This is a genomic window from bacterium, assembly GCA_035559435.1.
Taxonomy (GTDB): Bacteria; Zixibacteria; MSB-5A5; order WJJR01; family WJJR01; genus JACQFV01.
Window position 1 is genome coordinate 1 of record DATMBC010000106.1, and the last position, 14,265, is coordinate 14,265.

At 64.0% G+C, this 14,265-nt stretch carries 7 protein-coding genes; 6 read left to right on the forward strand and 1 reads right to left on the reverse strand.

The genetic code is table 11. The features are described 5' to 3' along the window. Window positions 1-353 precede the first annotated feature (353 nt). Entirely contained in the window at window positions 354-2,189 is a 1,836-nt protein-coding gene (locus VNN55_12670; protein ID HWO58402.1) for a DUF4153 domain-containing protein, read from the reverse strand. 619 nt (window positions 2,190-2,808) lie between these two features. On the opposite strand from VNN55_12670, the gene VNN55_12675 reads away from it, so the two are divergent. From VNN55_12675 to VNN55_12700, 6 genes are all read left to right on the forward strand, one after another. Then, window positions 2,809-3,123: an integrin alpha gene (locus tag VNN55_12675; protein HWO58403.1), complete on the forward strand. Its 315-nt coding sequence runs from the start codon at window positions 2,809-2,811 to the stop codon at window positions 3,121-3,123. Window positions 3,124-3,129: 6 nt separating this feature from the next. Beyond that, entirely contained in the window at window positions 3,130-4,680 is a 1,551-nt protein-coding gene (locus VNN55_12680; GenBank protein HWO58404.1) for a hypothetical protein, read from the forward strand. A 177-nt stretch (window positions 4,681-4,857) separates the two neighbouring features. Continuing rightward, window positions 4,858-6,897, forward strand: coding sequence for a tail fiber domain-containing protein (locus tag VNN55_12685; GenBank protein ID HWO58405.1), 2,040 nt, complete (start codon window positions 4,858-4,860; stop codon window positions 6,895-6,897). 393 nt (window positions 6,898-7,290) lie between these two features. Then, entirely contained in the window at window positions 7,291-9,774 is a 2,484-nt protein-coding gene (locus tag VNN55_12690) for a tail fiber domain-containing protein (GenBank protein ID HWO58406.1), read from the forward strand. Between the two features lie 207 nt (window positions 9,775-9,981). Beyond that, window positions 9,982-12,285 carry a tail fiber domain-containing protein gene (locus VNN55_12695; GenBank protein HWO58407.1) on the forward strand — a complete coding sequence of 768 codons (2,304 nt, stop codon included), beginning with the start codon at window positions 9,982-9,984 and terminating at the stop codon, window positions 12,283-12,285. A gap of 23 nt (window positions 12,286-12,308) precedes the next feature. Continuing rightward, window positions 12,309-14,265, forward strand: a 1,957-nt coding sequence (locus VNN55_12700) for a hypothetical protein (protein HWO58408.1), incomplete at its 3' end; no start/stop codon positions are given.

Here is a 14,265-nt window from a genome sequence, read left to right on the forward strand (position 1 = left end):
ATGATCTCCGCCTCTGCCATCTGCGACATCGCCACCGTCAAGGGCGCGGCCCGCCGGCAGAACGAGCGTCTCAAACTCGCCTGGTCAATTTCACCGACTTACGCGGCCAGCAGGGGAGAGGTGGGTCTGCAACTGCGGCTGATGTTTTAGTGAGACTTCGGCAGTACACCACTCCCACATTGTCACCCCGAGCGCAGTGAGGAGTCTGCTTTTCTCTTTCCCGCCATGCCGCGCGGAAGATTCCATGGCGCATCCGATGCCCTCGACCCGCCGAGCGCACCCATCCCGCATTGTCACCCCGAGCGCAGCGAGGGGTCTGCTTTATTCTCCCCCGTTAGGTCACGCGGCATATATCACTGCGCATCCATGCCGCCCTGCTCCGCCAGCGAATACAGGATGTCCGCATAGAACGCAAATGGCCGCAACCGCTCTCCGCTGCCGCGATACTCAATAGCGCGCAGGCAGACCTTGACCCTCATGCGCCCCTGCTCCGCCGTGACCGTCATCCTCTCCGCATCGATTCGGCCGCCACTGTACTCATCGAAATGGCTCAGCAACGTGTCTGCCAACGGCCCGAGCGGAATGGCCAGCGAGTCGCCGGGCGTATCGCCGTCATAGGTCACGATGGTCATGACGCTGGTCGCGCTGTCGACCCGGCAGCGGACCTCGCCGGCGGTGTCGGCAGGTGTTGGGGTCGCGGGATTGAAGCGACGCCCGATGAGCATGCGCTCATAGCCGGCCACTGTCACGCTGGACTGCGGATCGGCGGACAACTCCAGAAAGGTCCGGCCGTCCAACCTCAGCGGGCGACGGTATTCGATGCCGAAAAGCCGGGTCACATCGGCGGGGTTCTTCGGGATGCTGCCGCCCCGCGGCGTCTCGCTGGCCAGCGATTCGCTGAACCAACCCTGAATTGCGTCGTATCCGTGCACCTCCCGCAGATAACCGATGATGGAACTGATCTGAATCGCATCATCGGGCTCAACCGGCGCCGGCGCTTTCTGAATCTTCGAGTCCGTCAGGATCTGATTCTTCTCCAGAAGGCCCTGCAGACGATTCACCTGGCTTCGTTCGGATACCTGAAATGCCCCCCACGGACCAAACGAGATCAACAGGGCGATCAACGCCAGGGTGGCGGGGATGACTTTAATGCTCTTCGTGCGGCTGGCGATGAAATAGACCGCCATCGCCGCCAGCCACGCACCGAGCACATACCCGATGAACCTCCCCTCCGTCAGGCCGTACTCCGTGACCCGCCGCGTGATCGCCAGCATGAGCATCACAATCGGCGGGATCATGATGACCCAGAACCACCGCGCCGCCGCCCGTATCCACACGTTTTCCGACTTTTCGCGGATGGGATGCAAAAGCACCAGCGTCGCAATTCCGCCCGCGGCGAAAAAGAGCGTCAGACGGCTCACCCAGCCCTGCGGCCAGCTCCACTGGATGACGATCTTCCCCAGATACGCATAAAGAATGATCAGGTAGACAAACATCAGCGGCAGGAGAATGTACTGCGCGAAGACCTTCAGCCCCTTCGGGTAGTCGGCGACTTCGTCGAGCGCATCCAGCTTCTCCGGAATGCCCGCGAGGAAAAACGAGGTGGCAAACAGGCCGACAATCAGAATCCAGAGTTCGCCGTACCGCCGCTCCGGCACGTCGATCCCGAACAGATTGTCCAACGCCGCCAGCGCGATGGCCAGCCCCGCAAACAGCGTCGCGGAGAAGAGTCCGGCCACCAGCAGGCGGAAAAGCAGGGTCTTCCCGTACTGCCAGAATCCGTTGGTCTGTCCGGGTTGCAGGTATGGCCCCACGATCAGGAACCCGACGAGAGCGACCAGCAGCAGCGCCAATCGTTGCGCGTGATACGCCGGGGCATTCGACATATCCATCGGCACAGTCAAACCGTAGCCGATCAGCAGAAGCACACCGAGCAACTGCATGGCCAGTGTCCGGCTCTTCGACCATCCGCGTCGCTCGGCCACCAGCACCGTCCCCGCCAGAAGCGGCAGCCCGAGAAGCGCGCCGAAGAGCACCGGGTAGAAGATGCTCGGCCCTCCGGTCTCCTCCTTCTCCACCAGCGCCAATGCCGCCAACGTGCCGAGCGCGGCGCAGGCCATGACCAGCGGAAAACGGCGGAACGTCTGCCGGGCCCCTTCAACGACTTGCTGGATGGACGGCAGTCTCATTGCGCACCTCGTGTCGGGATCTTACGCTTGCGGCTCAAGACCTCGATCTCATGCGGCGGCCACTCGCCGCAGGGAGCCAAGGAATCATTTCGGAAACGCTCCACAAGGCGAAAGTGCGTGGCCAATTCGATCGTGGGCGGCCCGGCGCCTGTGAGATTCGGCATAGATGGTGAAGCAGGGGCGACAAAGCGATGCGGCCCGAAAAGAAAGCGGGCCGCGACCGCGTACGCCGGCACGACCCGCAGACCATCCGTGGTCAATCCCGGAGAAGGGTGTTCCTGACGGTTATACGGTCGCATCGTCATCCGCGTTACGGTCGGACCGTTTTGGTCATACTACGGCCGGATAATGATCGGCGTACCATCCCGAACAAAGTTCCAGATCTCCTCTCCCGGGCGCTTTTGATCACCACAACGCTGTCCGCAGTGATGCGCGACGAGTCGGCGGACGGCTCCATGGCCGCCCTCATCGAGGTTGACGCCAGCACGCAACCGAACACCACGGCCAGCCATCGCCATGCCATGCCCCTGATACACCCGAACGCGCAATAGCGACCGTACTTATGTGCATAGGATTCATCTGGCATGACCAGTCCGGTCTCTCAATCGGGAGAAACAGAGTGCCAACCGCCCCGCGGACCATCCGGGCGCAGGCGATAACATCGTTTAGCGCGTCGCCGTGCGCCCTCAGTCTGCAATGGCAGGCCGATGGCGACGCTGCCGGGGATTTCTTCGGGTTCTATGTCGACGGCAACGCCGACTTCGACGGTGACGGCAAGCGCGATTTGCTCGTCGGCGCCCCCGGTCACACCGCGCCGGGCGCAACGGCGCCACCGATGTTGTCGATGTCGTCAGGATCGTCAACGTCGCCTTCCGCGGCGGTCACCCGGCGGTGGGATTTTGTCAGCCGTGTCGGTAAATCGGGGTTAAGTTGAATCGTGATGAACGGGCCGGCCTCCGCTCGCTGGGTCTGCGCCGCGCTGGGCGCGATCATGCTGGGATTGACGCTCCCGGCGTCCGGATGGTCCGCGGATCCACTGACGCTTGCGTCCTTCCGGCGCCCCGATGGATCGCTGGACATCTCCGCGTTGCGCGACTCCAGTCTGAACCATTCGATCGATATCTCCGCTATGGAACTCGGCGGACCGAACCACGGCGCGTCGCTGGCCCCCTGCGCCTGGAGCGCCACGCCGGCCGGCGTCAACAATTGGGTGTACGCGCTGGCCATCCACAACAACGATCTCTATGCCGGAGGATTATTCACCACGGCCGGTGGCACGACCGTCAATCGCATCGCGCGCTGGGATGGCGTCGCCTGGAATCCACTGGGCGGCGGCATGAACAGCGGCGTCCTCGCGTTGGCGTCCTTCGGCAACCTGCTGATCGCCGGCGGATCGTTCGCCGTCGTCGATGGCGACTCGATTCCCCGCATCGCGGCTTGGAACGGCAGCGACTGGATTCCGTTGGGCTCCGGCATGAATGATCGTGTGTATGCGCTGACCGTCTTCAACGGCGGGTTGATCGCCGGGGGCGACTTCACGCTCGCCGGCGGAGTCGCCGCCAGCCATGTCGCCGCCTGGGATGGGGTTGCGTGGAGTCCGCTCGCGGCCGGAATCAATGGCCGCGTCTACGCCTTGACCGCCTACGAGGGCCGTCTGATCGCCACCGGCGAATTCAGCGAGGCCGGCGGCGCGCCCGCATCGAGCATCGCCGCCTGGGATGGTGTCTCATGGTCCGCCCTCGGCGATGGCATCTATCGCGTGGGCTATGCGCTGGCCGTCTACGGGTCGAAGCTCATTGTCGGCGGACAATTCACCGCCTCCGGCAATCAGCCCGGCCCCAATCTCGCGTCCTGGGATGGCACGGCCTGGTCCACCCTCGGCAGCGGCGTTGCCACCGCGGTCAACGCCCTGGTGGTCGATGCCGGTTCACTCTATGTGGGCGGCTGGTTTACCAGCGCCGGCGGCGCCCCGGCCCTGCGCATCGCGCGCTGGGATGGTGCCGCCTGGAATGCCCTCGGCGGCGGGATGGGAAACCCGGTCAATGCGCTTTCGCTCTTTCAGGGCAATCTCATTGCCGGCGGGATGTTCACGACCGCCGATGGACTTTCCGTTGGATACATCGCAGGATGGAGCGTGGATCGCGACGGCGACGGCGTCTGTGCCGGCGACAACTGTCCCGACGTCTTCAACCCCGATCAGGCCGACAACGACGGCAACGGCGTCGGCGATGCCTGCGAATCGTGTGCCTGCGACTGCCATGCCAATCCCGTCTGCGATCTCCCCGAGCCCGATGCGCGCTCAGTGATCGCGATCATAAACGTGGCCTTCCGCGCCTACCCCGACATTATCGATCCGTCGCCCACCTGCCCATTTACCACGACCGATGTGGATTGCGATGGCGTCACCACGATTCTCGATGTTCAGCGCATGATCAACGTCGTCTTCCGCGCCGGCGATCCGGCGACGGAGTTCTGCCGTCCCTGCGGCTGATGCGGGCCGCACCGCGAATTCGCTCTCACGTCCACGAGGTGTTGAAGTCTCTGCTCCATCAGAGCGAGTCGTTTTAATCGTCTATTAGCGCCGCATTTAGAGTATATTTGTCCTGTATCCCGTCTCAGACGGACGCAGTCTCGCCAGTGACCGCTGTTTGCCAATTTGGAGGACGTTATGACCCGACGTGCCATTGCGGGGATTTTGCTGGTATGCGCCGCTGCCCTCACGGCGTACGCCGCCGTCCCTGCCAGCATCACCGTGCAGGGGAAACTGACCGATCTGTCCGGCAATCCGCTGCTGGCCGGATCGAAGGACTTCACCTTCAAGATTTTCGATGCCCCCACGCTCGGCAACGAAATCTGGCCCAACGGGGCCGGGGAGAATCAGACGCTGACCAGCGACGCCGCCGGCCTCTGGATCGGTCTGGTCGGCGCCGTTGTGCCGCTGACGAACGCGGTCTTCAGCGACACCATCCGCTGGCTGGAGATCACGGTCAATGGCACGACATTGCCGCGTGTACGTCTGGTGACCGGCCCCTATGCGCATCGCGTCGCGACCGTCGATGGCGCCTCCGGCGGCGCAATCATCGGTGCGCTGTCTGTCGGTTCGAACAATGCCGCCACCGGTTTCGCGACTTTTGTCGCCGGACAAGGAAACACCGCCAGCGGCCATTACTCTGCTGTTGACGGGGGCCTCGAGAATGCGGCCATCGCGACTCACTCCGTCGTCGGTGGGGGCTGGAAGGACACCGCCTCCGGCTGGGCGTCCGTCGTGGATGGCGGAGAGTTCAATCGCGCCTACGGTCTCTGGTCGACGGTGGGAGGGGGAGGCAGTAACCAGGCCATTGATCAGGGCACGACGATCGCAGGCGGCGGCAGCAGTGTCGCGCGGGGGCTTAACGCCACGATCGGCGGAGGCGCGAACAACCTGACGGATGCGCCGTTTGCAACGCTGTCCGGCGGCGAGATCAATGCCGCGCGCGGCACTCACGCGACAATCGGGGGCGGCAGGGGAAACTTGACGTACGGGCAGTTTTCCACCATCGCCGGGGGCGGGGGCAGCCTCCCGCACGACTCCAACTCCGCGCGCGGCGATTACTCCGTCGTCGTCGCCGGACGTCGAAACCACGCATCGGGTTTTGAATCAACCATAGGAGGCGGCACAACCAACCGGGCCGCGGGCTCGGGCTCCACCATTCCCGGCGGCAGCTGCAACAGCGCCGTTGGCGCAAACAGCTTTGCCGCGGGTGTCGGCGCAAAGTCGAATCACCCCGGCAGTTTCGTGTGGAATAGCTCGAATAGTTGCGCCGACAGCTTCGTTTCCACGGCCGCGAATCAGTTCCTCGTTCGCGCAGGCGGCGGTGTCGGTATCAACACCACAAGCCCGAATCGCGCCTTGACCGTCAACGGGGACATGGGAGTCAGCGGACCGGTCGGCATCGGGACGACCAACCCCAACAAGACACTCACCGTCGATGGCGACATGGAAATCGGTGTGGCATCCGGCGATTATCATCACATGCGCATCGGCGGCGGCAATTCATCCGGTTTCCTCTATGGCAGCTATGCGCGTTATGGTGACGGCATTCACATGGGCTACAACTACCACGCCAACGCGGCGGGAAATCCTGTCGTGATCGCGCCAGGAGGAGGGACAAGCCGCCTGTCGCTCGGGTACGGATGGATGGCCGGGTACATTGGTGGGACAGGCGCTGAGCCGACAACCCGATCCTTCTATGTCGAACCCAACGGCAGCTTCAGAGTGGACGAGGCGCTGCTTGTCGATGGTCTCGGCAATTTCTACAACGGCATGTATATCTGGAACGGCCTGAGTCTGCAAAGTGGCAACATGCTACTCTACGGAGACATCTGGAGGGGCGGTTGTTACGCGAACTTCACGTGTCACTCTGACCTGCGCCTGAAGAAGAACTTGGAACCTCTCACCGACCCCATCGGCAACATTCAGCGATTGCGTGGTGTGCGATTCGACTGGCGACGTGAGGAATTTCCCGATCGCGAATTCCCGGAAGACAATCAGATCGGGCTGATTGCGCAGGAAGTTCTTCAGGTTGCTCCGACGGCGGTCACCAGGCACACGGACGGCTACATGAGTGTCGACTACGCCAAACTTGTGCCGCTCCTCATCGAGGGCATGAAGGAACAGCAGAAACGGATCGAGAAACTGGAGGAGACCATTCGGCGAATGCAGCCTTAGTCAGTGCCATTTCGCCTGAATCGACTGTGAGCTGTCGACATCCTATGATCCACGCTTGGAAGTGAATTGCGCCATGAACCGTGGATGTCCGCGCCGTGGTTTACGAAGTCGTCTGGCACGAAGGCATGAGATCGACGCATCTATACTGGACTGTGTGCGGCCCGTCCCGCTGCTGATCGAAGGCATGAAAGAGCAGCAACGCCAGATCGACGAATTGAAATCCGAACAACGCGCGCAGACGCTCTGACCGCTGCGCGCCGCCCGAAATCCTCTGGCAAAGGCGGTCGAATTTCCTCCCCCCGCTGGCCGAGCGGAGACTATATTGCTCCTGATTTCCGTCTCAGACGGACGCCGTCTCGCCGTTTACCGCTGTCTGCCAATTTGGAGGACGTTATGACCCGACGTGCCATTGCGGGGATTTTGCTGGTATGCGCCGCTGCCCTCACGGCGTACGCCGCCGTGCCCACCAGCATCACCGTGCAGGGGAAACTCACCGATCTGTCCGGCAATCCGCTGCCGGCCGGCGCCAAGAACTTCACGTTCAAGATCTTCAGCGCCGCCGTTGGCGGCGGCCAATTCTGGCCCGATGCCGGCGGCGAGAATCAGGTCATCACCACCGCCACCGACGGCACCTGGATTGGACTTGTCGGCGCCGTGATTCCGATCCTGCCCGATGCCTTCGCCGACACATCGCGCTGGCTGGAGATCACCGTCGATGGCACCACGCTGCCGCGCGTCCGCCTTGTGACGGGCCCCTACGCGTACCGTGTCGGCACCGTCGACGGCGCCAGTGGTGGCACGATCAAAAGTAAAGTGGCAATCGGCGAAGGACACTTCAACGTCGGCTTCCACACATTCGTCGCCGGATTCGACAACAACGTCGATGGCGATTTCTCAAGCGTGACCGGAGGACAAAGCAACTCGGCAACCGGCCAGTTTTCGCACATCAGCGGCGGCCAGAATGACACCGCCTTTGGGGATTACTCGGCCATCGTGGGTGGCCAGAATAACCTGACCGTTGGGTCGGGGGCGTTCGTTGGCGGCGGCGTCGGGAACCGCAGCACCGCGGAGGGCGCCGTGATCGCCGGAGGCGCCTCCAACCGCGCGTCCGGAGTCTATTCTTTTGTCGGCGGCGGCGGGGGGGCGTTGCCGGATTCCAATACCGCCTCAGGCTCCTGGTCGAGTGTGGTCGGTGGCAGCCATAACGTCGCCAGCGGCCTGACCGCCTTTGTCGGGGGCGGTTCCGGCAATATCGCCAAGTCCGGGAGTGCCGCCATCGTCGGCGGACAGAATAACCGCGCCGACACCGGCAACACCTTCATCGGTGGCGGACGTGACAATCACGTCGATCAGGTGGATGCCATCATCGGGGGCGGCTGGATGAACGAGGCACTGGGCAACACATCCGCGATACTCGGCGGGCGGAGCAATGTGGCCTCCGGCGCCGGCAGCGCCATCGTCGGCGGCGCCACCAACCGCGCTCGCGGGGCATTCTCTTTCGTCGGAGGTGGCGGCGGAACCACCGCTGCCGATTCCAATCTCGCGTTGGGAGATCTGTCCACAGTCGCCGGCGGACGCGCCAATCTCGCGACCGGATCGTACAGCTTCATTGGTGGCGGACAGAGTAACGTGGCCACCCAACTGGAAGCAACCATCGGCGGGGGCAACGGCAACCGTGCCGCCGGCACCGCAGCCACCGTGGCCGGGGGGCGGGCCGACACCGCCCTCGGGAATTTCTCCACCATCGGCGGCGGCATCCGCAACTGGTGCTTCGGCCAGTCCACAACGATCGGCGGCGGGTCCGAAAACCGCACCGACGCTGATTATGCGACCATCGGCGGCGGCTTACGCAATTTCGCGGCGTTCGCCGGCACCGTCGGCGGCGGTCAATCCAACCTTGCCACCGCCACCAACGGCGCCACCATTGCCGGTGGCACCAGCAATACGGCCGACGGCTCCTTCTCGACGATCGGCGGTGGATACAACAACTATACCTATGGCACTTCCGCCACTGTCTCCGGCGGCGGCGGTAGCGCCGATGCCGACTCCAACGTCGCGCGCGGTCTGGGCGCCACCATTCCCGGTGGACGCCGCAACCGTGCCAACGGCAGCTTCTCCTTTGCCGCCGGACGACGCGCCCATGCCTTGCACCACGGCACATTTGTCTGGGCCGATTCCACCGAAGCCGATTTCGCCTCGACCGCGCAGGACCAGTTCCTCATCCGCGCCGCCGGCGGTGTCGGTATCGGCACCAACGCGCCGGAAGGTCCCTGGCATGTGCAGAAGGGAAGCGCGGGCGCGGTCACCGCCAACAGCAATTCGATCGCCGTCTTTGAAACGAGTTCCTCCAATGGTTGGATTTCCATCCTCGGCACGGACAACGCGGAGCGTGGATTGCTGTTCACAGAGCCGTCGAACGCGGTGGCCGGGGCCATCGTCTTCGACCAGGGCGGCGGCGGCAATGACATCGGATTCCGTACCGGCGGCAACGTCACCAACATGACGCTCGATGCCTCCGGAAACCTGACGGTCAGCGGCTGCGTCGATGGCAACAACACCGCCTGCGCCTCCGACGAGCGATTCAAGACCAATATCGCGACGGTCGATGACGCCCTTGCGATTGTGGGGCGGTTGCGGGGAGTCCGCTACCAGTGGCGCGCGAACGAATTCCCTGAGCGGCACTTCGAGCCCGGTGCCCAATACGGCGTCATTGCCCAGGAAGTGCGCGAGGTTCTGCCCGAGCTCATCCGCACGCGCGAGGATGGGTATCTCTCGGTGGAGTACAATGGGCTGATCCCGCTGCTGATCGAAGGCATGAAAGAGCAGCAACGCCAGATCGACGAGCTGAAGACGGCGTTGCGCGCCCTCACACCGTAGAATCTCGATGCGGCCGGCCCGCTTTCGCCCACTTTCCTGCGCACAAGAGCGGCGAATGCGGACCGCCGCTGTCCGATTTGTGCCTCAGAATCGGGCCGAAATCTCTCTCCTAATTCGCTCAAATCTGACTATATTACCCGCAAATCCCGTCACCCTGACGGTCGCTGTCTTACCTGTTGTTAAAACGGATCGTTCCTGGAGGTCGCCATGACCCGCCGTCTCGTTACGGGAGTCTGCCTGATCATCGTGTTGGCTGGGGCCGGACATGCCGCCGTCCCTGCCAGCATTACCGTGCAGGGCAAACTGACCGATCTGTCCGGCAATCCGCTGCCGGCCGGATCGAAGAACTTCACCTTCAAGATTTTCGATGCTCCCGCCCTCGGTAATGAGATCTGGCCCAACGGGGCCGGGGAGAATCAGACGCTGACCAGCGACGCCGCCGGCCTCTGGATCGGTCTGGTCGGCGCCGTTGTGCCGCTGACGAACGCGGTCTTCAGCGACACCGTCCGCTGGCTGGAGATCACGGTCAATGGCACGACATTGCCGCGCGCGCGCCTTGTCACCGGCCCCTACGCGCATCGAGTATCAACGGTCGATGGCGCATCGGGCGGCACGATCACCAGCAAAGTCTCCATCGGTCCCGGCCATACCAATTCCGGCAGCCATGCGTTCGTTGCCGGCGCCGACAATCAGGCAACGGGCAACTACTCCGCGGTGAGTGGAGGCGCGCTGAACAACGCCGGGGGTGAGTCCAGTGTAATCTCCGGGGGCCAGCAAAACACCGCGACGGCATTCGGAACGACAGTGGGCGGCGGCGCCGACAACGACGCAACGAACACCCACTCGGTCGTCGCGGGCGGATTGGGCAATGCGGCATCCGGCGAACGGTCCGCGATTGGCGGCGGACTCTACAACACCGCCGGCGCCGCCGCGGCCACTGTCGCGGGAGGAAAGTTTAACACCAGCACCGCCGACTACGCCGCGATTGGCGGCGGCGAATCCAATCAAGCGGCTGGTAATTACTCGGTCGTGAGCGGGGGGCTGCAAGGCGCCGCCACCGGCGGTATGGCGGCGATCGGCGGCGGATCTCTCAATGAGGCGCAGGGAGATGCCAGCACCGTGGCCGGAGGTGAACTGAACCGGGCAACCTGGTTCTACTCAAGCATTGGCGGAGGATTCGCCAATACCGCATCGAATACCTACGCCGCAATCTCCGGCGGATTCAACAACATATCCTCGGGTGTCGGCGCCACGGTGGGAGGAGGCGGGTACAACCGCGCCCGCGGAGAATTCGCGACCGTCGCCGGCGGTGGGGGGCAAAACATCTACGATTCGAACGCGGCGCTGGGCATGTGGTCGTTTGTCGGCGGTGGTTCAGAAAACGTCGCCGGCGAATGGGCATCCACCGTCGCCGGAGGATTCGTCAATCTCGCGCTCGACTCTCTGGCCACCGTCTCCGGCGGCGTGGCCAACGGGGCAACCGGGCTCGCCTCGACGATCGGCGGCGGCAGCTCCAATGCCGCCATGGGAACCTACTCGACCATCGCCGGCGGGCTATCCAACCTCACCGTCGATTCCTGCGCCACCGTCGGGGGCGGCGGCAACAACCGTGTCCATGGACCGTTCTCGACGATCGCCGGCGGCGGCGGAGTTCTCGCCGAGGATTCCAACTCGGTCCTTGGGTGGTGGGGAACAATCGGCGGCGGACGTCGCAACCTTGTCATTGACGGCATCAGCGGCACCATCGCCGGCGGCGTGCTGAATACGGCCGGACATTTCTCCTTCGTCGGCGGGGGTGGCTCGAACCAGGCGTGGGGCGCCTCCTCGGTTGTCGGCGGCTCCTCGAATGAAGCAGGCGGCAACGCTTCCACCGTCGGCGGCGGAAATTACAACAGGGCGGTGGCAGCGTCCGCGACCGTCCCAGGCGGGTATGCCTGTGAAGCCACGGGTGACTACAGTCTGGCCGCCGGTTTCTATGCGCGGGCGCACCATAGCGGATCGTTTGTCTGGGCGGACGAGACGCTCTGGCTTCCCGGCATTGACAGCGCCGCCTCCACCGCTCCCAACCAGTTCATCATCCGCGCCGCGGGCGGTGTCGGCATCGGCACCACCACGCCCTCGCAAGCCCTGCACGTGGTGGGCAATATTTTCGCCAGTGGATGCGTGTCCGCAGCGAATGTGTTTTGCCCTTCCGATGAGAGACTGAAGTCTGACATCCACGACATCCCCGACGCATTGGGCCGAGTCTCAAGATTGCGCGGCGTCACCTATCAGTGGCGGCGCGATGAATTCCCGAAGCGCGGTCTCAGCGACGGCAGGCAGGTCGGTGTCATCGCGCAGGACGTGCAGCAAGTTCTGCCCGAGGCCGTGAAGGAAGAAAAAGACGGTTACCTCGCCGTCGACTATGCCCGGCTTGTGCCGCTGCTGATAGAAGGCATGAAGGAACAGCAGAGGCAGATCGCGCGGCAACAGGAACAGATCGATCAATTGAAAAAGAGACTCGAGCCATAGCGCTCGCTCACCCGGAGTCACCAATGATGCGCATTAGTCTGTACGCCGCCGCGTTCACGTTCCTAATGGTATCAGGCGCGCACGCCGTCCCATCCCAGATGACCGTGCAGGGCCGCCTCACCGACGCCGTCGGCGCGCCCCTTCCGTCGGGCGCGAAGACCTTCACCTTCCGCATCTTCAATGCGAGCGCAGCGGGCGTGCAGGTCTGGCCGGGCGGAGGAGGGGAGGTCCAGTCGATCACATCGGGTGTGGATGGGTTATGGATCGGCCTGCTCGGCGCGATGAATCCGCTGACGGACGCCGTTTTTGCGGACTCCGTCCGCTGGCTGGAGATCGATGTCGATGGCACGACGCTTCCGCGCGTGCGATTGGTGACGGGGCCATACGCGCACCGTGTATCGACGGTCGATGCCGCCGCTGGCGGCACGATCACATCAAAGGTCACGATCGGCGCATCGAACACGAACTCAGGCAATGACGGGTTCGTCGCCGGCGCGGACAATCAGGCGACGGCCAATTATACCGCCATCCCCGGGGGCGTGCTGAATTCCGCCTCCGGCGAATCGAGTGTGATTGCCGGCGGACAGCAAAATGCCGCGTCGGGATTCGCGTCGAGTGTCGCCGGTGGCTCCAACAACGATGCCACGTCAACGTACTCCGCCGTCGGCGGGGGATACGGCAATACCTCCTCCAACTTATGGACGACGGTGAGTGGCGGGTTCAGCAATACCGCCGACGACGCCGGCGCATCGGTCGGCGGCGGCCGATTCAACTACGCGCGCGGCCAATACTCCACCGTGGCAGGCGGCGGCGGCCTGGCTCTCACGGACTCCAATTCGGCCGGCGGCGACTATGCCCGCATCGGCGGGGGGTATGGCAATGTCGCGTCGGGGCACGGCAGCAGCGTGGACGGAGGGCACTACAACATCGCGCAAGGGTTTTACAGCACCATCGGTGGCGGGCAATTCAACTCCGCGCAGGGCACGCTCTCGACGATCGGTGGCGGTGGAAATACAAACATTTTTAACGGTCAGAACATTGCGCAGGGCTATGCGACCGTGGTCGCCGGCGGCTCCGCGAACCGCGCCGTTGACAACTATTCGACGATCGGCGGCGGATTAAACGGCCAGACACGGGGCGGATACGCGACGCTGGCCGGGGGCTACGGCAATCTGACGGATGGAAACTACGCCACCGTGGGTGGCGGCGATCGCAATGCCGCGGCGGGGACCGGCGCCACCGTGTGCGGCGGCATCCTCAACTACACCAATGCGAACGGCGCGGTCGTCGTCGGCGGCGACACCAACTCCGCGCAGGGGACCTTCGCGGTCGTAGGCGGCGGCATCCTCAACGACGCCCCCGGCCACGAAAGCGTGGTCGAGGGAGGACGTGACAACCTGGCCTCCGGCAATCTCTCCACCGTTGGCGGCGGTGGCTTCAACGAAGCCAGCGGCGTCGCCGCCACCGTCCCCGGCGGCGAAGCCAACGCCGCCCGCGGCGACTTCAGTTTTGCCGCCGGCTCCTACGCCCGCGCCAATCACTTCGCATCCTTCGTCTGGAGCGACCGCAGCAGTCCCGATACCGTCCATACCACCGCCGCCAATCAGTTCCTCATCCGCGCCGCCGGCGGCGTCGGCATCGGCACCACCTCCCCGGCCAAGACGCTGCAGATCGGCGAGGAGGATATCGTCGGCACGGAGGGGATGATTCGGCTCGAATCACGCTCCTCGACCGGCTCCCTCGACCGGCGCAGTTGGGAGATCGGCGTGCCGCAGACCGGCGCGGTCACCAACGGCAAGGGTTATGATTTCGTCATCGACGACATCGGCACCGGCGTCGACCCGGAAGCGATCGTCCAATGGGGCACCGGCTACCTCGGGCTGGCCGTCACCGATCCCGCGTTTCGCATTGAATTGCCCAACCTCGCCAACAACGGCGGGCAGGGCCGCGCCAACGCCTGGGTCACATACAGCTCCCGCC

Excerpts from the sequence above, each read along its gene's own strand:
- VNN55_12680 (HWO58404.1), top strand. The coding sequence starts at position 3,130 with ATGAACGGGCCGGCCTCCGCTCGCTGGGTCTGCGCCGCGCTGGGCGCG.
- VNN55_12695 (HWO58407.1), top strand. The coding sequence starts at position 9,982 with ATGACCCGCCGTCTCGTTACGGGAGTCTGCCTGATCATCGTGTTGGCT.
- VNN55_12690 (HWO58406.1), top strand. The coding sequence starts at position 7,291 with ATGACCCGACGTGCCATTGCGGGGATTTTGCTGGTATGCGCCGCTGCC.
- VNN55_12685 (HWO58405.1), top strand. The coding sequence starts at position 4,858 with ATGACCCGACGTGCCATTGCGGGGATTTTGCTGGTATGCGCCGCTGCC.
- VNN55_12670 (HWO58402.1), bottom strand. The coding sequence starts at position 2,189 with ATGAGACTGCCGTCCATCCAGCAAGTCGTTGAAGGGGCCCGGCAGACG.